Here is a 21,069-nt window from a genome sequence, read left to right on the forward strand (position 1 = left end):
CAGAGGCAGATCGGCAAACGTGGTGATGGTTACACGGTGGCGAATCAGAGCCGCTCAAGCACCGGAGTGACCTCCGTCACCGCCCTGGGTTCGGAGACCTCGTACCTGCACGATCGCCTCCACGTACGGACTGAGCAGAGCGCTCATCTCCGCCGGTGCGTCGCGCTCGGGGACCGGCGGATTGGGGATGTAGCTCAGCGCGATGCGCACCAGCGCGTGCGCGATGACATCGGCCTCCTCGTCGGTCGCGTTCACCCAGCTGTGCTGGAACACATGGGCCAGCCGCGCGGTGGCGTGTTCGAGCAGCGGGCCCGCGTCGAGGGTGATCAGCCGCAGCAGGTCCGGCTTCATCTCCCCGGCCAGCAGCGAGCGCACCAGCGGGTCGGCCGCGGCGGCGAAGAAGAACCCGGTCATGCCGACCCGGATGGCGGCGCGTGCATCGCCGACATTGTCGAGGAGCGCCTCGCCGACGTGATCGACGAGTTCGTCGGCCAGGCGCAGCGCGTAGGCCTGGGACAGGCCGGCGCGCGAACCGAACTCGTTGTAGAGCGTCTGCCTGCTGACGCCGGCCCTGGCCGCGACGTCACCGAGCGTGATCTTGGACCAATCACGCTCGGTGAGCAGGTCGCGCATCCCGTCCAGGACCGAGGTGCGCAGCAGTTCTCGCGCCGCCTCCTGGTACGGGATGCGCGACCCGGTGCGCGGAGTGCCCGCGACGCTCACGAACGTTCGATCTCGACCATGAAGAAGTCGGACTTGGCCGCGCCGCAGTCCGGGCAGGTCCAGTTGTCGGGAATGTCCTCCCACTTGGTGCCCGGGGCGATGTTGTCATCCGGCCAGCCCTGCGCCTCGTCGTATTCGAAACCGCACTGCACACACTGGTAGAGCTTGTACTCGGTCACCGCGATACTCCTACCGCCTCGAAGTCGATCTTCTCCCGCACCCCGCAGTCCGGACAGCACCAGTCGTCGGGCACCGACGACCAAGCCGTGCCCGCCGGAAATCCTTCGCGCGGCGCGCCTTTCGTTTCGTCGTAGACATAATCACAGACCGGGCACTTGTACGCACTCATGCCTGCTTCTCCTGTCCGTATTGCGCGAGTACCTTCGCCCGGCGCTTCGGTTCGATATTGGCCAGGGTGACGTCGCCGCCGTAGTGCGCGAGCACGCGCTTGTCCATGACCTTGCGCCAGATCGGCGGGAAATAGGCGAGCAGGATCATGCTCGCGTAGCCGCTGGGCAGGTTCGGCGCGCCGTCCCAGCTGCGCAGCGTCTGATAGCGCCGGGTCGGGTACGCGTGGTGATCGCTGTGCCGTTGCAGGTGGTAGAGGAAGATGTTGGTGACGATGTGGTCGCTGTTCCAGCTGTGCTCGGGCGCCGGCCGCTCGTAGCGCCCGCGTGCGGTCTTCTGCCGGACCAGGCCGTAGTGCTCGAGGTAGTTCACCGACTCGAGCAGGCTGAACCCGATGACGGCCTGCAGGATCAGATACGGCAGCACCTCGATGCCGAAGACCGCGATCAGGCCGAGCCACAGCACCACCGACATCGCCCAGGCGTTGAGCACGTCGTTGCGCAGCGTCCACGGGCTCTTGTCCAGCCGGTGCAGGCGCTCCTTCTCCAGATGCCAGGCGGAGCGGAAGCTGCCCGCCACCGTGCGCGGCCAGAACGCCCAGAACGTCTCGCCGATGCGGGCGCTGGCCGGATCCTCCGGCGTGGCAACGCGCACGTGATGTCCACGGTTGTGCTCGATGTAGAAGTGGCCGTAGAACGACTGCGCCAGCGCGACGCGGGCGAGCCAGCGCTCCAGGTGGACCTTCTTGTGGCCGAGTTCGTGCGCGGTGTTGATGCCGATGCCGCCGATCATGCCGACGCTGATCGAGATGCCGATCTTGTCGACCACGTTCGCGCCGCCGGGGAAGCCGAGCCAGTGCAGGTTGTCGGCGGAGATGACGTAGCAGGCGAAGATCAGCGAGGCGTACTGGAACGGCAGGTACAGATAGGTCAGGTAGCGGTAGTACTTGTCGTTCTCCAGGTACTCCATCACCTCGTCGGGCGGGTTGTCGCCGTCGGGACCGAAGAACAGGTCGGCCAGCGGAATGATGAGGTACACCAGGATCGGCCCGAGCCAGAACGGCACTTCCGCGAGCCGGTGCCAGCCGAGCTGGTTGAGTCCCCAGATCAGCGGGATTCCGATGGTGAACAACCCGGTCGGGGCGAACAGGCCCCACAACCAGAGATAGCGCTTGGAATCGCGCCACCGCGGGGGCGCCACCCGCTGTTCGGACGCGTTGGCATCTGTCGACATCGTCGTCTCCATCCTGCGACACACTTCACACCTGTGATGTGCGTAACTCTCTGTCACAGACGATATGTCCCGATTTGTCCGACGTCTAGACAAATTCGCGGATTTGTAAAGATGCAACAGTCGGATAACGAAACAGCGGCCGCGCCACCTGGGCACGGCCGCTGTCATCACAGGTCAGCGAACGATTCAGCCGCCTTTACGGAACGAGCAGCACGTCGGCGCCAGCCGGTAGCCCGTCCACCGGCCACCACCGCAGATCCGCCGATTCGGCGCTGCGCACCGGCACCGCACCGGGCGGCGCGACGATCTCGAACAGCAGGTCGAGATGTCGCGTCGGCACGCCGAGCGAGCAGGTGATCGGGTGCGCCTGCGCGCCGTAGAGACCGGGCGTCAGCCGCAGATCCGGGATGCCCGACTCCTCCACCGCCTCGCGCAGCGCGGCGTCGGCGACCGTCTCGTCACCCGGCTCGCAATGCCCGCCGAGCTGGATCCAGCGGCCCACCCGCGGATGCAGGGTGAGCAGCACCTCGCGGCGATCGTGCGACAACACGATCGCCGAGGCGGTGATGTGGCCGGGCGCGTGTTCACGCAGGCACCCGTTCGGCGCCGAGCCGAGGAAGGCGAGTATCGCCTCCCGCAGCGAGCGGTCCGGTCCGGCCTCGGGCTGCCAGGCGGTGAGCAGCTCGGTCGCGGACGCGTGCAGCGACTCCGCGCTCACAGCTCCACCAGGCCGGCGCCGGGCGAACCGACGGTGCGCGGGGCGGGCTCGTCGAGTGGATGGCCGATCGCGATGGCGCCCAACGGCATCCAGTCCTCGTCCAGGCCGAGGACATCGCGGGTGACCTCCGGCGCGAAGATCGTCGACCCGATCCAGCAGCTGCCGAGCCCGTCGGCGGCCAGCGCCACCAGCAGGCCCTGCACCGCGGCGCCGACCGCGACGGTGAACATCGTCTGCTCGGCGGCCTGGCGGCGGGCGTCGGGATAGGCATGCGCGCCGTCGGGCACGCAGAACGGGATGATCACCTCGGGAGCGTCGAACAGGATGCGCCCGCGCGCGACACGGCGTTCCACCCGTTCGGGCGCGAGGCCGTCGGCGGTGAGATCGGCCCGCCACTGCTCGGCCATGGCCTCGAGCAGCTGGGCGCGCAGCTTCGGCTTGCGCAGCCAGATGAAGCGCACCGGGCGGGTGTGATGCGGCGCCGGCGCGGTGAGCCCGGCCGCGACGGCCGCTCTGATCCGTTCCGGGTCGACCGGCTCGTCGGCGAAGGCACGCACGGAACGACGCAGCGGCACAGCCTCTTTGCGGCCCCGCTCGATCGCCTCGGCGGTGCCGAGCCAGAACAGGTCGTCGACGCCGCCGCGTAGCAGTGCCGACGCGCTCGACCCGTCGTCGTCGGTGGCCAGCCCGCGCACCACCGCGACCGGAACGCCGCCGAGCTTGCCCTTGACCAGATCGGCGGCGGCGGCGAGCTCGTCGGCCACGGCCACCTGGGTGACGTGCAGTTCGTTGCCCTGCCCGTCGACCGCGCCCGCGTAGTCGTGCAGCACGCGCAGCCCGGCCGCGCCGATGGCCGCGTCGATCTGGCCGTTGCGCCAGGCCCTGCCCATGGTGTCGGTGATGACCACGGCCACGTCGACGCCGAGTCGCTGGGCCAGCGCGGCGCGCAGCGACTTGGCGCTGGCGTCGGGGTCGGTGGGCAGCAGCACCAGTTCGCCCTCGGCCACATTCGAGCCGTCGACCCCGGAGGCCGCCTGCACGATGCCGAGGCGGTTCTCGGTGATGAGGGTGCGGCCCTTGCGGGCGAGCACCCGCACGGCCTCGTCGTCGACCAGCTTGCGGCGGGCGGTGTCGCGCTCCTCCGGATCGGTCGGCGCGGTGACGATGCGGCCCTCGACCTTGGAAATGATCTTGCTGGTCACCACGACGACGTCACCGTCGGCGAGCCACGGCGCCTGCGCGGCAAGGTGTTCGGCGACGTCGTCGCCGGGCCGGAACTCCGGCAGCCCGGTGACCGGGAGGATCCGCAGCTCGTCGGCCGCGTGGTCGGGCAACACGCTCATGCCTTCACTCCCGCCAATTCCAGTGCGGCACGGGCCATTTCAGCCGTCGCCTCGGGGTCTGTCATGAGCAGCGGCACGCTGCGCACCTCCACACCGGGCACCTCGGCGGTGTCGGTGGAGTGCACCAGCCAGCCGTCGAGGATGCCGGTGGCCGAGCGGGCGCCGTAGTGCCGACCGATCGCCTCGGCCGTCGACTCGACGCCGATCACGGACAGGCACTCATCGGCCATGCCGCGCAACGGCTTTCCGTCGATCACCGGCGAGAGGCCGATCACCTTGGCCTCGGTGGTGCGCAACGCGCCCCTGATTCCGGGGACGGCGAGGATCGCGCCGATGCTCACGACGGGGTTCGACGGGGCCAGCAACACGGCGTCGGCGGCGGCTATGATTTCGGTCACATCTGGGGCCGGGGAGGCTTGTTCGGCGCCGATCGAGGCAAATCCGTGGGTCGGGAGCGCCGCGCGGTACCGCACCCACCATTCCTGGAAGTGGATCGCGCGACGTTCGCCGGCGTTGTCGGGATCGCTGACGACGACGTGGGTTTCACAGCGATCGTCGGTTGCCGGGAGCAAACGCACGCCCGGCTGCCACCGATTGCACAGCGCTTCGGTGACCGCGGAGAGCGGATATCCGGCGCGCAGCATCTCGGTGCGGATGAGGTGGGTGGCGATATCGCGGTCGCCGAGGCCGAACCAATCGGGCTGGGCGTTGTATTTCGCCAGCTCCTCTTTCGCGTGCCAGGTCTCGTTCGCGTGGCCCCAGCCGCGCTCGGTGTCGATGCCGCCACCGAGGGTGTACATGCAGGTGTCGAGGTCGGGGCAGATACGAAGCCCATGCATCCAGACGTCGTCACCGACATTGACGATGGCCGAGATGTCGGCGTCGGGCAGGAGTTGCCTGACGCCCTGGAGGAACCGTGCACCGCCGACGCCGCCGACCAGAACGGCGATCTTGGGCTCGCGCACCGCGTGTTGTGCAGTCACAGGGTCACAGCCTAGGCGGTGCCGGTTGCCGGGTTATTTCGTGACGAATTCCAGCAAAGTTGCTGGTCATTTGCCACAGCACATAACAAGATCAACACGAAAGGCGGGTGCGGAGTGTAACGGAAGGGTGACGGCGGGTTGACCACCGGCGAGTGCGGCGTGTCTAATCACAGACATGTCATTCCGGTCACCGCGAGAAGACATAGCGCGGGGGCGTTTGCGAGAGGGTGTTGGCTCGCCGGAAGACAGGTTCGGGGAAGCCCGCGGGACTACGTCGCGGTGTTGGGCCGTCGGGGTGTGTGTTGGTCCGACGGAAAGAATCATTCTGCGCTAACACATAGTGAGGAGGCGGAACGATGACCGAAAACATGGTCTCGCCGACCGATTCCACAGCAGGCGCAGCTCACGCTGTCTGCGCCGAGGAGAGCTGGCCGGAACCGGACGTGGCAAGCGAAGTCGCGGCTCCCCGGCTGAGTCTGGTCGTGACGGGCTTCGACGAGATGTTCGAGTCCATCGAAGAGCAGTGGCAGGAACGCGCTCTCTGCGCGCAGACAGACCCCGAGGCGTTCTTCCCCGAGAAGGGCGGCTCGACCCGTGAGGCCAAGCGCATCTGCTTGGGCTGCGAGGTGCGCGATCAGTGCCTGGAGTACGCGCTGGCGCACGACGAGCGTTTCGGCATCTGGGGCGGACTCTCGGAACGAGAGCGTCGCAGGCTGAAGCGCGGAATCGGTTAAGAGAATGTTCGAAAGTAGACTCTGAGGCTCCAGCCCGGAGCACGCAGGCGCAGTACGTCGGTGCTTCGGGCGAACGCCCAGTAGTCGCGCCGTCCTCCGGCTCGACGGGCACGACAGGTGCACGCGAGAAAGGTGGACGAGTTCCCATGGCACGTTCCCGGCGTCATTCCCCGGCCCCCACCGCACGGTCGGTGACCCGCCGCGGTCGTGGCGTTCGTGGACCCATGCTCCCGCCCACCGTTCCCGCGTGGCGCACCAGAGGACAGAAGTTCGACCGGCTCGTGCTCGAGGCGTTCGCCCCGTTGGACACCCGCTGGCACGACCGGCTCACCAAGCTCGACATCGCCGTCGACGATGTACCGAAAATCCGTCCGCTGCACCCTGATTCGGTCACCTGGCCGGATGAGGTGGTCGCCGACGGGCCGGTGCCGCTGTCGCGGTTGATTCCCGCGGGCGTCGACCGGCACGGCGCGGCGACCCGCGCCAGGGTGGTGCTGTTCCGCAAGCCGCTGGAGCTGCGCGCCGCCGATCCCGACGATCTCGTCGAGCTGCTGCGCGAGGTCCTCGTCCAGCAGATCGCGACCTATCTCGGCGTCGATCCGGACCTGATCGATCCCGAACCCGAGTAGCGCGGCGGCCGATAACGGGCGCGTATCACCGCGTGTCCGTATCCACTTTTACGGGCCGGAGGGCTAATCTCGACGTCGTGATCCCCATGCGTCGTTGCTGCCGACCCGGCTGCAAGAACCCGGCTGTAGCGACGCTGACGTATGTGTACTCCGACTCGACCGCCGTCGTCGGACCGCTGGCCACCGTCGCCGAACCGCATTCCTGGGATCTGTGCGAAACCCACGCCTGCCGCATCACCGCCCCCAAGGGCTGGGAACTGGTGCGCCACGAAGGCGGATTCTCCTCGAGCACCCCCGACGACGACGACCTGACCGCACTGGCCGAAGCCGTGCGCGAAGCGGGCCTGCGCCGCCGCCCCGCCGACGCCGACCAGCCCGGCTACCGCGACAACACGCCCACCGCGCCGCGCACCACCCGCACCGGCCGCCGCGGCCACCTCCGAGTCCTCCCGGATCCCTAGCCGCCTCTCCGCGAACTCAGGCCATACAGGTCCGGGAGCTCGGCTGTACGTACAGGTCCTGCGTTCGCACCGCCCAGCTAGAGGTGGTCGGTGAGTTACCCATGTGCGTACGAAATCAGCGGGTCACCGCTCTTGCCGACAGGTACATGCCTAACCGCAGCCCGTCCCCCACTAGGGTGTTGGACATGACGACTGTCGCGCGCTCCGGCGAACTCGTGAACGCCGTGATCAAGGCTTATGACGTCCGCGGGGTGGTGGGCGAACAGATCGATGCGGGGTTCGTCATGGATGTGGGCGCCTCGTTCGCCCGGCTGATGCGCGACGAGGGCGCCACCCGGGTCGTGATCGGCCACGACATGCGTGAGTCCTCCCCCGAACTGGCCGCCGCCTTCGCCGACGGCGTGCGGGCCCAGGGCCTCGATGTGGTGCACATCGGGCTCGCCTCCACCGATCAGCTCTACTTCGCCTCCGGCAAGCTCGGCTGTCCCGGCGCCATGTTCACCGCCAGCCACAATCCGGCCCGCTACAACGGCATCAAGCTGTGCCGCGCGAACGCGCTGCCGGTCGGCCAGGACACCGGGCTGGCCACCATCGCGGCCGAGGTCGTCGACGGCGTGCCCGCCTACGACGGCACCGCGGGCACCGCGACGACCACCGATCTGCTCGCCGACTACGCGAGCTTCCTGCGCGAGCTGGTGAACCTCGACGACATCCGCCCGCTGACCATCGCGGTGGACGCGGGCAACGGCATGGGCGGCCACACCGTCCCCGCCGTGCTCGGCACGCTCGGCCAGATCACGATCGTGCCGCTGTACTTCGAACTCGACGGCTCGTTCCCCAATCACGAGGCCAACCCGCTCGACCCGAAGAACCTGGTCGACCTGCAGGCGCTGGTGCGCAGCAGCGGCGCCGACATCGGCCTCGCCTTCGACGGCGACGCCGACCGCTGCTTCGTCGTCGACGAGCGCGGCGAGCCGGTCTCCCCGTCGGCGATCACGGCGCTGGTCGCCCAGCGCGAGCTCGCCAAGGAGCCGGGCGCGACCGTCATCCACAACCTGATCACCTCGCGCGCGGTGCCCGAGCTGGTCGAGGAGCTCGGCGGCAAGCCCGTGCGTACCCGGGTGGGGCACTCGTTCATCAAGCAGGAGATGGCGTCGTCGGGCGCTGTCTTCGGCGGCGAGCACTCGGCGCACTACTACTTCCGCGATTTCTGGGGCGCCGATTCGGGCATGCTGGCCGCGCTGCACGTGCTGGCCGCGCTCGGGGAGGGCCCGCGTCCGGTCTCGGAGCTGATGGCCGCCTACGACGTCTACGCTGCCTCCGGCGAGATCAACTCGACCGTCGCCGACGCCGCCGAGCGCACCGCGGCGGTGCTCGCCGCGTTCGCCGACCGGACCGTCTCGGTGGACCGTCTCGACGGCGTGACCGTCGATCTCGGCGCCAACGCCTGGTTCAATCTGCGCGCCTCGAATACCGAACCGCTGCTTCGTCTCAACGTCGAAGCCGGATCGCAGGCTGAAGTCGACGAACTCGTGACCGAGATCCTGGGCATCGTCCGCGCCTGACTGGAATAGTGGAATCACAGACCTTGTATTCGCCGACGGCTCGCCGGCAGACGACACAGCGCGATGAGGGGAGGTGGGATCGGCGATGATCGCTGGAACACCGGTATTCGACCTCGACGATGCCGCGTCGCTGGAGGCGGCCGACACCGGCGGCGCCCTACGTTCGGCGGCTTCGGGCGGCGCTCAGGTGCGGGCGACGGCCGCGGCGGTGGCCGAAACCTCGCTCATCGAACGCCTGTCCGAGTTGCGTCCGCGCAGTCTGGTCCTCGTCTCCGGTTCGGGCCGGGCGGCCCGCGCCGCCGGGCTGCTCGTCGCCACCCTCGGTGACCGGGCCGGGCTGCCGATCGTGCCCGTCACCTCGCTGCCGCCGTGGGTCGGTCCGCTGGACGTGGTGCTGGTCGCCGGCGACGACGCGGGCGATCCGCGGCTGATCGACGCCGTCGACCGGGCGCTGCGCCGCAGCGCCGAAGTGGTGATCGCGGCGCCGAACGAGGGTCCGCTGCGCGCGGTCGCGGCAGGCCGCGCGATCGTCCTCGAACCGCGGGTGCCCGTCCTCGACCACAACCGGCTGCTGCGATTCCTGGCCGTCGGCATCGCGGTGCTGCGCGGCATCGACGCCCAGCGCAGCGTGCCCGTCACGCCCGATCTGACGGCGCTGGCCGACATGCTCGACGCCGAGGCGCTGCGCGACGGCCCGCACAACGAGGTCTTCCACAATCCGGCCAAGACGCTCGCCGCGCGCATGCTCGGCGTCGGTGTGGTCCTCGCGGGTGACTCACCGGCCGCTGTCGAACTGGCCGGGCACGGCGCCGAGGTGCTGTTGCAGTCGGCGGGCAGGCTGGCCGCGGCCGCCGACCTGGCCGACACCATCGCCGCCGTCGGACAGCTGACCGAGGTCGCGGGCGGTTCCGCACCGGGATTCGATCCGCTGTTCCACGACGAGGAACTCGACGGACCGGCCCCGGTCGACCGGGTGCGGGTGCTCGCGCTGAGCGTGCATCCCGATCAGGCCGCGGTCCGGCGCAAGCTGGCGGTGTTCCACGGCGTCGGCAGCGGACTCGTCGACGCCGATCTGGTGCACGCCGATGTCGACGTGCTGCAGGACCAGCTCGCCGAGCCGGGCGCAGCGCCGACCATCGACAGCGCCGCTGCCACGTCCGCCGCAGGGGGCGGGCACGGCAGCGAGATCGAGCAACTGGCGGTGCTCGCGCTGCGCTTGGACATGGCCGCCGCTTATCTACGACTGACGGGTGCGCGCGGTACGACCGCGCCCTCGGATCGCTACCACGACGGGGGACACTACTAGTGCACGAACTCGTTGGTGCGCTGCGTTCCTACGCATGGGGCTCGCGCACCGCGCTCGCTCAGCTGTGCGGTCGGCCGGTGCCGTCGGCCCATCCCGAGGCCGAGCTCTGGTTCGGCGCGCATCCCGCCGACCCCGCGCGGGTGAAGCTCGCCGATGGCACCCGCTCCCTGCTCGAGGTGGTCGCCGCCGACCCGGCGCGCGAGCTGGGCGCGGTGGCCGACACCTTCGGTGCCCGGCTGCCCTTCCTGCTCAAGATCCTCGCCGCCGAGGAACCGCTGTCGCTGCAGGCGCACCCCAGCTCGGCGCAGGCGCGGGCGGGCTTCGAGCGGGAGAACCGCACCGGGGTGCCGCTGGACTCGCCCATGCGCAACTATCGCGACGACAGCCACAAGCCGGAACTCGTTGTGGCGCTGGACCGATTCGAGGCGCTGGCCGGTTTCCGCGACCCGCACCGCACCGTCGATCTGCTGCGCGCACTCGACGTGCCCGGCCTCAATATCTACGCCGAACTGCTTGCCGCCCAGCCCGATTCGGCCGGGCTGCGGACGCTGTTCACCACCTGGATCACGCTGCCGCCCGCCGCGCTGTCGACCCTGCTGCCCTCGGTGCTCGAAGGCTGTGTGCGGTATCTGTCCGGCAAGGGCGCGCGCGAGTTCACCGCCGAGGTGCGCACCGCGCTGGAATTGGCCGAGGTCTACCCCGGTGACGCGGGGGTGCTCGCCGCGCTGCTGCTGAACCGGCTGACGCTGGAACCCGGCCAGGCCCTGTACCTCGACGCGGGCAACCTGCACGCCTACCTGCGTGGGGTCGGCGTGGAGATCATGGCCAACTCCGACAACGTGTTGCGTGGCGGTCTGACCCCGAAGCACGTCGACGTGCCGGAGCTGTTGCGGGTGCTCGACTTCGAGCCGATCGAGCTCCCGGTGATCGAGCCCGCGGTCGACGCGGACGGCAGCGTGCGATACCGCACGCCCGCACCGGAGTTCGCGCTGTGCCGGTTCGACCTGTCCGCCGACGCCGAGCCGGTCGCGCTCGCCGATGCCGGGCCCGGCATCGTGCTGTGCACCGAGGGCACCGTCGAGCTGTCCCAGAACGGGCGCGCGCTCACCGTCGCCTGCGGCAGCGCGGCGTGGATCTCCGCGGTCGACACCGACATCAAGGCACGCGCGATCGGCGGGCCCGCGCAGCTGTTCAGCGCCTGCGTCGGCACCGGGAACTGACGCCGAAGCGCAACTTTCGCGCGTGTCCGCTTAGGCTGTTGCGGGCACGAGCGTGTACAGCGAAGCAGAAGGGCGGGCAGATGTCGGCTGGTGGTGGCAAGAAGGCGATCCTCGCCGCGTTGACGGCCAATGCGGGTATCGCGGTGGCGAAGTTCATCGGCGCGGCGATCACGGGATCGGCATCGATGCTGGCCGAGGCAGTGCACTCGGTCGCCGACACCTCGAATCAGGGCCTGCTGCTGTACGGACAGCGCGCCGCGGCCAAGGACGCCGACGAGCTGCACCAGTTCGGATACGGCCGCAATCGCTACTTCTACTCGTTCGTCGTCGCCCTGGTGTTGTTCACCCTCGGCTCGGTGTACGCGATCTACGAGGGTATCCACAAGATCCAGCATCCCGAGGAGCTGAGTCAGCCGATCGTCGCGATCGTCATCCTCGGCATCGCGATCGGCCTGGAGACCTTCAGCTTCATCACCGCGGTGCGTGAATCCAGGCCGCTCAAGGGCACTGCCAGCTGGTGGCGGTTCATCCGCAACTCGCGCAGCCCCGAGCTGCCGGTGGTACTGCTCGAGGACACCGGCGCGCTCATCGGTCTTGTGCTCGCGTTCGGCGCGGTCGGGCTGACCATGATCACCGGCGACCCGATCTTCGACGGCATCGGCACCCTGGCCATCGGTATCCTGCTCGGCGTCATCGCGATCGTGCTGATCGTGGAGATGAAGAGCCTGCTGATCGGTGAGGGCGCCACACCGGAACAGGATCGCGCGGTCCGCGAGAACCTGGTCGACGGCGCCAAGATCACCTCGGTGATCCACCTCAAGACCGAGTACCTCGGCCCGGAGGAGATGCTGGTCGCCGCCAAGGTGGCGATCGCGCCGAACCTCGACATCGCCGAGATCGCCGAGGCGATCGACGCGGCCGAGGTGCGGGTGCGTGCCGCGGTGCCCACCGCCCGGCTGATCTACCTCGAGCCCGATCTGTACCGGACCCAGTCCGTCTGACCCATAGGCTCCGACCCGATCGCCGTCGTCCCTCCGGGGCGGCGGCGATCGGCGTCGATGGGCCGACACGGTCGGCGATCGGGACGGCCGGGGCCGCGACGGCGGGTACCGTTCGGTCCCATGGCCGCCGAAGGTGGAGACAGCAAGGTCGCGATCCTCGCTGCGCTCGCCGCGAACGCGGGCATCATGATCGCGAAATTCATCGGCGCCTTCATCACCGGCTCGTCGTCGATGCTGGCCGAGGCCGTGCACTCGGTGGCCGACACCGGCAACGAGGCGCTGCTGCTGGTCGGGCGCAACCGGGCCGAGCAGGACCCCGACACGCTGCATCCGTTCGGGTACTCGCGCAACCGGTACTTCTATTCGTTCGTGGTGGCGCTGGTGCTGTTCACCATGGGCTGCCTGTTCGCGGTGAACGAGGCGATCCACAAGATCCGGTTTCCCCACGAGATCGAGTCCCCCGCCGTCGCGATCGTGATCCTGCTGGTGTCGATGGCGCTCGAGGGCGGTAGCTTCCGCACCGCGCGCAAGCAGTCGGCGCCGTTGAAGGGCAAGCACTCCTGGTGGCATTTCATCCGCAACACCCGTAATCCCGAGCTGCCGGTGGTGCTGCTCGAGGACATGGGCGCGCTGGTCGGCCTGCTGTTCGCCCTCGGTGGCGTGAGTCTGTCGGTGCTCACCGGCCACGGCGTGTGGGACGGCGTCGGCACGTTGCTCATCGGTCTGCTGCTCGGGGTGAACGCGATCGTGCTGATCGTCGAGACCAAGAGCCTGCTCATCGGCGAGGGCGCGACGGCCAAGGAGGACATCGCGATTCGCGCCGCCCTGCTGGCCGACCCGCGCATCGTGCACGTCATCCGGATCCAGACCCAGTACCTCGGCCCGGAGGACCTGCTGGTCAACGCGAAGATCGCGATGCGGCCCGAGCTCGATATCAGCCAGGTCGGCGAGGCCATCGACGCCGCCGACACCCGCGTACGCGCCGCCGCCCCGAACGTCTGCACCGTCTACCTGGAACCGGACGTCGTCAAGCCCGAAGCGGCGCACGCGACACCGGAGAGTCAGTGGTAGGCGGGTGCGGTGCCGCGCAGGAGATCCAGCGGCTCGGTGACGATGCCGAAGCGGGTGCGCAGCATGTGCCGGGTGGCGTGCAGGCCGGGCATGCCGTGGACGCCGGGGCCGGGTGGGGTCGAGGACGAGCACAGGTAGGTGCCGGGGATCGGGGTCGAATACGGGTTCCAGCGGGCCAGTGGGCGGAAGGCGGTCTGGCGCAGGGTCATCGCGCCCGCGGAGATATCGCCGCCGACGTAGTTGGCGTTGTGGGCGGGCATGAAGGCCGCCGGTGTCACGTGTTGGGCGAGAATCAGGTCGCGGAAGCCGGGGGCGAAGCGCTCGACCTGGGCGATCACCGCCTCGCTGATGTCGCGGTCGGAGCCGTTGGGCACGTGGGCGTAGGTGTAGAAGGTGTGCTTGCCCGCCGGCGCCCTGGTGGTGTCGACGACGCCGGGCTGGATCGCGAGGACATACGGTCGCTCGGCGAATTCGCCCGCGGCGACGCGACGTTCGGCGCGCATCGCCTCCGCGCGGGTGCCGATCAGGTGCAGGGTGCCCGCCAGGTCGCAGCCCTCGGCGGTCCACGGCACCGGGCCCGACAGTGCGAAGTCGACCTTGCAGGCCGCGCCGCCGTAGCGGAATCGGCCGAGGCTGTTGCGGTATCGCGTGGGCAGGCGGTCACCGGCGACGCGCAGGAGTTCGGCGGGCGAGGTGTCGAACAGGACCGCACGCGCGGTCGCCAGCTCGGCGAAGTCGTCGACGCGATGTCCGGTGACGATCTCGCCGCCGAGCCGTTCCAGCTCGGCGATCATGGCGTTCGGGATCGCCTGGCTGCCACCGCGCGGAATCACCCAGCCGCCCGCGTGGGCCAGAGTGCCGAGCAGCAGGGCGGCGCCGACCGCGGGCAGCGCGCGCGGCTGAGTAATGGCATGGGTGGCGACACCGGTGAGCAGCGCGGGTGCCAGCTCGTCGTGAAAGCGGTTGTTCCACAGGGGCGATCCCTGTTCGAGCAGGCGCAGGCCGAAGCGGACGGCGGTGGGTATCCGGGTCGGTGGATGCCGTAGATCCGACATGGCGAGGTCGACGACATCGGGCCAGTGCTGGACCAGCGGACCGAACAGCTCGCGCCAGGCCGGGCCGTCACGACCGAGGTCGGCGACGGTGGATTCGAGATTGCGCCAGGCCAATCCGGCGATGCCGCCGTCGAGGGGATGCGCGTACGAGATGGTCGGGGTGAGCAGGTCGACGCCGTGCGCCGTGAGGTCGAACGCGCGAAAGAACGGCGACGCCAGCGCCATCGGATGCGCGCCGGCGCACACGTCGTGGTGGAATCCCGGCAGGGTCAGTTCCGCGGTCCGTGACCCACCGCCCGGCTGTTCCTGGGCCTCGAGCACCCGCACCGACAATCCGGCCCGCGCCGCGATCACCGCCGCGGCCAGGCCGTTCGGTCCCGACCCGACTACTACGACTTCCACCATCTGCCGTCCCTTCGCCCTCGGCCGCCGCGGGCGACCTGCGTCGTTGTCTCCAACCTACGCGGAGCGGTGACCTCCGCCGACGAGTCTTCGGTCACCGCGATGGGCAGGCCGAGGCCCGCGGCCCGCGACCACGGGCGGATGCGGTCAGGCGAATGCCGCCCAGCTCTCGACAAGCAGGGCGATCCGCCGTTCCCGCAGTTCCGGGCGCAACCTGTCACTGCGTTCCAGCGTCGCGATGCCGTGCAGGGAGGCCCAGGCCACCTCGGTGCGCGCGCCGAGTTCGTCACCCTCGGCGCCCGACCTGAACATCGCCTCGAGGCCGGCGAAGGCATCGCGCAGCGGCTGGGGAGCGTCGAGGCCGAAGGTGAGGTCGGTGGTGAGCACGAAGATCGCGTCGTAGCGGGCCGGGTTGGCGGTGGCGAAGTCGAGGTAGGCGCGGGCGACCTTGTCGAACATCTCGGTCCGGGTCGTTGCGGCCTCGCGCGCGCGACGCACGTCCTCGGCCAACTCGACGCAGCCTTGCAGGGCGACGGCGCCGAGGATGGCCGCCTTGTTCGCGAAGTGGCTGTAGAGCACCGGCTGGCTGTACTCGATGCGTTCGGCCAGCTTGCGGATGGTGACGGCGTCCCAGCCCTCCGCTTCGGCCAGCTCCCTGGCGGTATCGATGATCTGCTGATGTCGTTGGGCGCGTTCACGTTCCTTGCGCGGTTGGGTGCTCATGCTCGCAATTCTAGCAACGCTAGACAAGATAGCGATGCCACGCTATCGTTCTCCACAACATCTAGCGCCGCTAGATTTCAGAGCAACACAAAACAGATCCAGGAGAACACCATGACCATCTCGCGCATCGCCACCGCCCTCTCCCTGGCCGGCGGGGCGTTCATCATCTACGTCGGCCTCAGCTACCTGATCGTCCCCGAAGCCACGGCAGCGGGCTTCGGCCTGCCTGCCTGGCCCGCGGGCGACGCGGTGGGCTTCCTGAACGTGAAAGGTGTGCGCGATGTGGCCACCGGCATCGTGATTCTCGCGCTGCTGGCCACCCGGCAACGCTTCGCGCTCGGCATCACGATGCTGGCGTTCGCGCTGATTCCGGTCGGCGACATGATCACGGTGCTGAGCTGGAACGGCTCCACCGCCACCGCGTTCGGCGTCCACGGCTTCACCGCGGCACTCGTCGCCCTCACCGGCGCCCTGCTGATCCGCGAACGCCGCACCACCACCGCATCCGAACAGCGCGTCGCGGTCGCGGTGTGACCCCGCTCACCCCGGCGATGAATTCCGCGCGGCCCCATCGTCATCACCCATAACGAGCATCCACCGAGGAGGAACCACCATGGCGAACGCACCGCACGGCCCCGCGTCCTACTTCCCCACCATCGAGGCCAAGTACGGCCGCACCGTGGACGAGTGGCTCGCCCTCCTCGGCGCGACCGAACAGACCAAGCACGCCGCCCTGGTCACCTGGCTCAAGACCGAGCACGGCATGGGCCACGGCCACGCCACCGCCCTGGTGCAGTACCACCTGAACCCGGAGAAGTGGGCGCGCGCCTGATCCCGCACACCCCGAAAGGCCCCGCAGACGCTGCGGGGCCTTTCGCGTAGTCACTGCACCGGAACGGGTTTCGGCTCGAGCGCCGGGGCGTCGACCGGGTGGTCGTCGACCATCGTCTCCTCGTCGAAGGGCAGTTCCCGATCGAGGACGCGGCGGGTGCGGTCGGCGTCGACGGTCTTGGTCCAGGTGCCGATGAGCAGGGTCGCCACCGCATTGCCCGAGAAGTTGGTCAGCGCACGGGCTTCGGACATGAAACGGTCGATGCCGACGATCAGGCCGACACCGTCGAGCAGTTCGGGGCGATGGCTCTGCAGGCCGCCGGCGAGCGTGGCCAGGCCGGCGCCGGTGACACCCGCCGCGCCCTTGGAGGCGATGATCATGAACAGCAGCAGGCCGATCTGCTCGCCCAGGCTCAGCGGCTTGCCCATCGCGTCGGCGATGAAGATCGACGCCATCGTCAGGTAGATCGCGGTGCCGTCGAGGTTGAACGAATACCCGGTCGGCACAACGACACCCACGGTCGTGCGCTCGACACCGGCGTGCTCCATCTTCGCGACCAGGCGCGGCAGTGCCGATTCCGAGGACGAGGTCGCCACGATCAGCAGGTATTCACGCGCCAGGTACCGGCACAGTTTCAGGATCGACACCCCCGAGACCACCCGCAGCACGACGCCGAGCACGCCGAAGACGAAGACCAGGCAGGTCAGGTAGAACGCGATCATCAGCGTCGCCAGCTGCACCACCGCCGACCAGCCGGTCCGGCCGACCACATTGGCGATCGCGCCGAACGCGCCGATCGGGGCCAGCCACAGGATCATCGACAGGATTCGGAACACCAGTTTCTGGCCGAGCGCGACGGCCCGCAGGATCGGCGTGCCCGCCTCGCCCATCGCCTGCACCGCGAACCCGACCAGCAGCGCGACGAACAGCGCCTGCAGCACACTGCCCGCGGTCAGCGAGGACACCAGGGTGGTCGGCACGATGTTCTGGATGAAGTCCCAGGTGCCGCCGGCGCCGTGCGCCTGCTCGGCGTACTTGGCGCCCGCCCCCACACTGCCCGCGCCGAGTCCGGTCCCCGGTTCGATCAGGTTGCCGACGACGAGACCGATACCGAGCGCGACGGTCGACATCGCCAGGAAGTAAGCGATGGCCAGGCCGCCGACCTTGCCGACAGTGGCTGCCGCGCGCACCGATCCGATGCCGAGCACGATCGTGCAGAAGATGACGGGTGCGATCATCATCTTGATCAGGTTCACGAACAGGGTGCCGAGCGGCGCCAGCGACTGACCGAATTCCGGCGCGAGCCGGCCGACCAGGATGCCCGCAAAGACCGCGAAGATCACCGCGATGTACAGCCAGTGGGTATGGTCGCGTTTCCGCGATGATGCGGTGGTTGTGCTCATGGCGTCCAAGCATGCGCAACCGCTGTGATACCCATCACATTTGGTGCATAACGTTCAAGATGAGGTCGGAGGGTCAGGGATGCGACGAGTGCGGCTGTCGCTCGCCGGGCAGGCCTTCGTCTGGCAGCTGGTTGTGCTGGCGCTGATGATCGGCACCGGGGCCATCCTGGCCGTCTTCGACGCCCGTCACGACCACGATGTGGCCACCGAACTGCAGGTCCGCGACGTGGCTGTCTCCGTGGCACGGGCGCCGTCGACGCTGGCCGCGGTGAACTCCCCCTACCCCAGCGGGCTGCTGCAACCGACCACCGAGCGGATCCGCGCCGACACCGGCATGGACTTCATCGTCGTGATGGCCCCGGACCGCACGCGCTACACCCACACCAATCCCGCGATGATCGGCAAGCCGTTCTCCGGCAGCATCGACGCCGCGCTGGCCGGGCAGACGTTCACCGAGACCTTCACCGGCACGCTCGGACCCTCGATCCGCGCGGTCACCCCGGTCTATGACAGCGGCCGCGTGGTCGCGCTGGTCTCGGCGGGGGTCACCCGCGCCAGGATCGGCACCCAGGTCGCGTCGCAGGTGCCTGTGATCCTGAGTGTCTCCGCGGCGGGTCTGGCGCTGGCCGCGCTGTCGTCGTTCCTGATCAGCCGCAGGCTGCGCCGCCAGACCCACGGCCTTGCGCCCGACGAACTGCGCGCGCTCTACGAACACCACGACGCGGTGCTGCACTCCGTGCACGAGGGCCTGGTGGTGTTCGGGTCGGGTCCCGGGCCTGCCGAGGTGGTCAACGATCAGGCGCGCACACTGCTCGACCTGCCCGACGGGCCGGTGCATCGCAGCGACCTGCCGACCTCGCTGCGGCAGATGCGCTGGGGCGTCGTGCGCGACGAGACGCACGTGACCACCGATCGGGTGCTGCTGGTCAACCAGGATGTGGTCAGCTGGGAGGGCCGCCCGATCGGCACCGTGCTCACCATCCGCGACCAGACCGAACTGCGCGCGGTCCTCGGCGAACTCGACTCGGTGCGCGGTTTCGCCGAGTCGCTGCGGGCGCAGGCGCACGAAGCGGCGAACCGGCTGCACACCGTTGTCACGATGGTCGAGCTGGGCCGTCCGGAGGAGGCCGTCGCCTTCGCCACCGCGGAGTTACAGCTCTCGCAGGTCCTCATCGACCGGCTGCTGGCCGCGGTCGGTGACGCGGCGCTGGCCGCGCTGCTGCTTGGCAAGGTCGATCAGGCGGCCGAGCGCGGGGTGAGCCTGGCCATCAGCGAGGACACCGCGCTGGACTCCACCGATCCCCTCTCGGCGCACGAGGCCGTCACCCTGGTCGGCAATCTCGTCGACAACGCGATCGACGCCGCCGCCGGCACCGTCGACAAGCGGGTGGAGGTGTCGGTCTGCCACCGTGACGGCGAACTGCTGGTGCGGGTCGCCGACAGCGGACCCGGCATGTCGGCACAGATGTTCGTGCGCGCCGCCGAACGCGGCTACACCACCAAATCCGACCACGCCGGACTCGGCTTGGCACTCGTGCACCGCCTCGTCGATCGGCACGGCGGCGCCATCACCACCACGGCCGCACCACACAGCGCGGTCATCGTTCGCATTCCGCTGAGGGAGAAACAATGATCCGCGTCCTGATCGTCGAGGACGAACCGCTGATCGCCCAGGCACATCGGGCCTATCTCGAGCGGCTCGACGGATTCGTCACCGGCGGTGTCGCGCACACCGGTCGCGACGCGCTCGGCCTGGCCGCCGAGGCGATCGCCGACGGCAGGCCGTTCCACCTGGTGCTGATGGATATCGGCCTGCCCGACATCAGCGGACTCGAGGTGGCCGCCGCGCTCAACAGTCTCGAACCGCGGCCCGACGTCATCGCGATCACCTCGGCCCGCGAGCTGAACATGGTGCGCAGCGCCGTCGCCCACGGCGTGGTGCTCTACCTGCTCAAGCCCTTCACCTTCGCCGCGTTCCGCGAAAAGCTGGAGCGCTACCGCGATTTCGACACCGCGCTGCCCGCGGGCGAGGCGGCCCTGTCGCAGTACGACATCGACCGCGCCCTCGGCGCGCTACGCACCGCCGATCAGCGGGCCGGCGCACCGAAAGGCGTTGTGCAGCACACCCTCGAGGAGGTGTCCCGCGCGGTGCGCTCGGCCGAAGCGGGCATCACCGCGACCGACGCTGCGGCCGCCGTCGGTGTCTCCCGCATCACCGCCTGGCGCTACCTGGAGAAACTCGCCGACGACGGATTGGCCGAGCGCCGCGCCGATTACGGCCGCGCGGGTCGCCCGAAGACCCGCTACCGCTGGCGCGCAGGGGCGTAGCCGAACTCAGCTAACCGACTCGCGGCGATCGAGTACACCAAGTGTTCGACATCGCCGGACTCGGCGATCGCCGCTACTTGGTCCGGTCCTATGACACTCCGGTCTGGTGCGTGGTCGACACGCCAGAACTGGACTTCGACCAGGCTGGAGTGACCGCTGTCGACACCAGGGCGAACTGGTTGGTCGACGAGACACCGTCAGCCTGACCGCCTGCGCCGAAGCGACTGATCGACTTTCGTCGGGGGCGGGTCCCATCGGTCATGCCTGGCTTTGGTCCCCGAGCTGCAGCAAGGGGTAACAGCCCGCAGTGAACTCCCTTGGGCCGCAGAACTGTTCAACCTCAGCCGCTATCATGTCCCAAGATCGTAGGGGGCAAGATGGGCGATGAAACACCACCATTGCAGGCAACACCGGCGGAACTCACCGCAGCCGCAACCGCAGTACGGACCTTGCTCGATGGGATGGTGTCGGGTTTCAAAGCCCTCGATTCAGATGTCACATCACTGACCGATACGTGGACGGGCAGACAGGGCGAACAGTTCGCCGCGGGTTTCGCCGAGGTTCGTGAGGGGCTCTCCGAACTGCTGGACGCCATCCGCGACACCACGGTTGCTCTGGACGACACCGCCGAGGCCTACCTCGGTCAGGAGGGCGCGAACGCGGCGGCCATCGAAGCCGTTGCCTGGCAACTGAATCTATCCGATGTCTCATAGCGTGAACCTGGCGCAACTCGACTCCGTCATCGCCCGGATGCAAGGCTTCGAGGGGTTCTTCGACGACCAGATCGAGGCATTCGACACCGCGATCAGCAAGCTACAGACCGGATGGGAAGGTGAGGCGGCAGCTTCCCAGGAAGCCGCGCACACCCGGTTGATGGCAGCGGCGAAGGAGATTCGCGAAGGAGTGGAAATGATGCGGCGCGCCGCACAAGCCGCACACTCCAACTACACCCAGGCCATTGCCGCCAACGTCGCGATGTGGCGAAGCTGAC

General features: G+C 68.9%; 25 protein-coding genes. 15 read left to right on the forward strand and 10 right to left on the reverse strand.

What is annotated here, in order from left to right; translation table 11 throughout:
* Positions 1-54 precede the first annotated feature (54 nt).
* The 7 genes from ACWF9G_RS16925 to cofD all read right to left on the reverse strand — a co-directional run bounded on the left by ACWF9G_RS16925 (position 55) and on the right by cofD (position 5,348).
* Positions 55-723, reverse strand: coding sequence for a TetR family transcriptional regulator (locus ACWF9G_RS16925; protein WP_452516266.1), 669 nt, complete (start codon positions 721-723; stop codon positions 55-57).
* Positions 720-902 carry a rubredoxin gene (locus tag ACWF9G_RS16930; RefSeq protein WP_189026616.1) on the reverse strand — a complete coding sequence of 61 codons (183 nt, stop codon included), beginning with the start codon at positions 900-902 and terminating at the stop codon, positions 720-722. The genes ACWF9G_RS16925 and ACWF9G_RS16930 overlap by 4 nt, the downstream gene beginning before the upstream one ends.
* On the reverse strand, positions 899-1,072 hold the full coding sequence (locus tag ACWF9G_RS16935) for a rubredoxin (protein WP_379303666.1): 174 nt from the start codon (positions 1,070-1,072) through the stop codon (positions 899-901). The genes ACWF9G_RS16930 and ACWF9G_RS16935 overlap by 4 nt, the downstream gene beginning before the upstream one ends.
* Positions 1,069-2,304, reverse strand: coding sequence for an alkane 1-monooxygenase (locus ACWF9G_RS16940; RefSeq protein ID WP_452516268.1), 1,236 nt, complete (start codon positions 2,302-2,304; stop codon positions 1,069-1,071). Before ACWF9G_RS16940 ends, ACWF9G_RS16935 begins: the two co-directional genes overlap by 4 nt.
* 196 nt (positions 2,305-2,500) lie before the next feature.
* Positions 2,501-3,022, reverse strand: a complete 522-nt coding sequence (locus ACWF9G_RS16945) for an NUDIX hydrolase (protein ID WP_452516269.1) — start codon at positions 3,020-3,022, stop codon at positions 2,501-2,503.
* Positions 3,019-4,365 carry a coenzyme F420-0:L-glutamate ligase gene (locus tag ACWF9G_RS16950; protein ID WP_452516271.1) on the reverse strand — a complete coding sequence of 449 codons (1,347 nt, stop codon included), beginning with the start codon at positions 4,363-4,365 and terminating at the stop codon, positions 3,019-3,021. The genes ACWF9G_RS16945 and ACWF9G_RS16950 overlap by 4 nt, the downstream gene beginning before the upstream one ends.
* Complete coding sequence (cofD, locus tag ACWF9G_RS16955) at positions 4,362-5,348, reverse strand: 2-phospho-L-lactate transferase (RefSeq protein ID WP_452516273.1); 987 nt, start codon at positions 5,346-5,348, stop codon at positions 4,362-4,364. Before cofD ends, ACWF9G_RS16950 begins: the two co-directional genes overlap by 4 nt.
* A 500-nt stretch (positions 5,349-5,848) precedes the next feature.
* Here cofD and ACWF9G_RS16960 point away from each other — a divergent pair, with 500 nt between their 5' ends.
* From ACWF9G_RS16960 to ACWF9G_RS16995, 8 genes are all read left to right on the forward strand, one after another.
* A complete protein-coding gene (locus tag ACWF9G_RS16960; RefSeq protein WP_133733920.1) occupies positions 5,849-6,082 on the forward strand; it encodes a WhiB family transcriptional regulator in 234 nt (77 codons plus the stop codon).
* Between the two features lie 146 nt (positions 6,083-6,228).
* Entirely contained in the window at positions 6,229-6,711 is a 483-nt protein-coding gene (locus ACWF9G_RS16965) for a metallopeptidase family protein (protein ID WP_194826429.1), read from the forward strand.
* 86 nt (positions 6,712-6,797) lie between these two features.
* Positions 6,798-7,172: a DUF3499 domain-containing protein gene (locus ACWF9G_RS16970; RefSeq protein ID WP_452516374.1), complete on the forward strand. Its 375-nt coding sequence runs from the start codon at positions 6,798-6,800 to the stop codon at positions 7,170-7,172.
* 185 nt (positions 7,173-7,357) lie between these two features.
* Positions 7,358-8,737, forward strand: a complete 1,380-nt coding sequence (locus ACWF9G_RS16975; RefSeq protein ID WP_452516275.1) for a phosphomannomutase/phosphoglucomutase — start codon at positions 7,358-7,360, stop codon at positions 8,735-8,737.
* Between the two features lie 85 nt (positions 8,738-8,822).
* Positions 8,823-10,043: a tobH protein gene (locus ACWF9G_RS16980; RefSeq protein WP_379303678.1), complete on the forward strand. Its 1,221-nt coding sequence runs from the start codon at positions 8,823-8,825 to the stop codon at positions 10,041-10,043.
* Positions 10,043-11,263 (forward strand): mannose-6-phosphate isomerase, class I, encoded by a 1,221-nt coding sequence (gene manA / locus ACWF9G_RS16985; protein ID WP_379303680.1) that lies wholly within the window; start codon positions 10,043-10,045, stop codon positions 11,261-11,263. Before ACWF9G_RS16980 ends, manA begins: the two co-directional genes overlap by 1 nt.
* Before the next feature lie 80 nt (positions 11,264-11,343).
* Complete coding sequence (locus tag ACWF9G_RS16990) at positions 11,344-12,264, forward strand: cation diffusion facilitator family transporter (protein WP_452516276.1); 921 nt, start codon at positions 11,344-11,346, stop codon at positions 12,262-12,264.
* A gap of 120 nt (positions 12,265-12,384) precedes the next feature.
* Positions 12,385-13,335 carry a cation diffusion facilitator family transporter gene (locus ACWF9G_RS16995; protein ID WP_452516278.1) on the forward strand — a complete coding sequence of 317 codons (951 nt, stop codon included), beginning with the start codon at positions 12,385-12,387 and terminating at the stop codon, positions 13,333-13,335.
* On the opposite strand, the gene ACWF9G_RS17000 is transcribed toward ACWF9G_RS16995, so the two are convergent.
* Positions 13,326-14,795: a phytoene desaturase family protein gene (locus ACWF9G_RS17000; RefSeq protein WP_452516280.1), complete on the reverse strand. Its 1,470-nt coding sequence runs from the start codon at positions 14,793-14,795 to the stop codon at positions 13,326-13,328. The genes ACWF9G_RS16995 and ACWF9G_RS17000 overlap by 10 nt on opposite strands.
* 144 nt (positions 14,796-14,939) lie before the next feature.
* On the reverse strand, positions 14,940-15,515 hold the full coding sequence (locus ACWF9G_RS17005; RefSeq protein WP_379303688.1) for a TetR/AcrR family transcriptional regulator: 576 nt from the start codon (positions 15,513-15,515) through the stop codon (positions 14,940-14,942).
* Between the two features lie 111 nt (positions 15,516-15,626).
* On the opposite strand from ACWF9G_RS17005, the gene ACWF9G_RS17010 reads away from it, so the two are divergent.
* Together ACWF9G_RS17010 and ACWF9G_RS17015 are read left to right on the forward strand one after the other, a co-directional pair.
* Positions 15,627-16,049 (forward strand): DUF4267 domain-containing protein, encoded by a 423-nt coding sequence (locus tag ACWF9G_RS17010; RefSeq protein WP_379303690.1) that lies wholly within the window; start codon positions 15,627-15,629, stop codon positions 16,047-16,049.
* Between the two features lie 79 nt (positions 16,050-16,128).
* On the forward strand, positions 16,129-16,347 hold the full coding sequence (locus ACWF9G_RS17015; protein ID WP_379303692.1) for a DUF4287 domain-containing protein: 219 nt from the start codon (positions 16,129-16,131) through the stop codon (positions 16,345-16,347).
* Between the two features lie 50 nt (positions 16,348-16,397).
* Here the strand turns inward: ACWF9G_RS17015 and ACWF9G_RS17020 are convergent, their stop codons facing one another.
* Positions 16,398-17,750, reverse strand: coding sequence for a cation:dicarboxylate symporter family transporter (locus tag ACWF9G_RS17020; protein ID WP_452516282.1), 1,353 nt, complete (start codon positions 17,748-17,750; stop codon positions 16,398-16,400).
* A gap of 79 nt (positions 17,751-17,829) precedes the next feature.
* Between ACWF9G_RS17020 and ACWF9G_RS17025 the strand changes: the two genes are divergently transcribed.
* The 5 genes from ACWF9G_RS17025 to ACWF9G_RS17045 all read left to right on the forward strand — a co-directional run bounded on the left by ACWF9G_RS17025 (position 17,830) and on the right by ACWF9G_RS17045 (position 21,068).
* Positions 17,830-19,383, forward strand: coding sequence for a sensor histidine kinase (locus ACWF9G_RS17025; protein ID WP_379303696.1), 1,554 nt, complete (start codon positions 17,830-17,832; stop codon positions 19,381-19,383).
* On the forward strand, positions 19,380-20,078 hold the full coding sequence (locus ACWF9G_RS17030; protein WP_189026580.1) for a response regulator: 699 nt from the start codon (positions 19,380-19,382) through the stop codon (positions 20,076-20,078). The genes ACWF9G_RS17025 and ACWF9G_RS17030 overlap by 4 nt, the downstream gene beginning before the upstream one ends.
* A gap of 41 nt (positions 20,079-20,119) precedes the next feature.
* Positions 20,120-20,284: a hypothetical protein gene (locus ACWF9G_RS17035; protein WP_452516284.1), complete on the forward strand. Its 165-nt coding sequence runs from the start codon at positions 20,120-20,122 to the stop codon at positions 20,282-20,284.
* 171 nt (positions 20,285-20,455) lie between these two features.
* A complete protein-coding gene (locus tag ACWF9G_RS17040) occupies positions 20,456-20,791 on the forward strand; it encodes a WXG100 family type VII secretion target (protein ID WP_452516286.1) in 336 nt (111 codons plus the stop codon).
* A gap of 1 nt (position 20,792) precedes the next feature.
* Positions 20,793-21,068: a WXG100 family type VII secretion target gene (locus ACWF9G_RS17045; protein ID WP_452516288.1), complete on the forward strand. Its 276-nt coding sequence runs from the start codon at positions 20,793-20,795 to the stop codon at positions 21,066-21,068.
* Position 21,069 lies beyond the last annotated feature (1 nt).

The sequence above is a fragment of the Nocardia sp. NPDC055029 genome, from assembly GCF_053608525.1.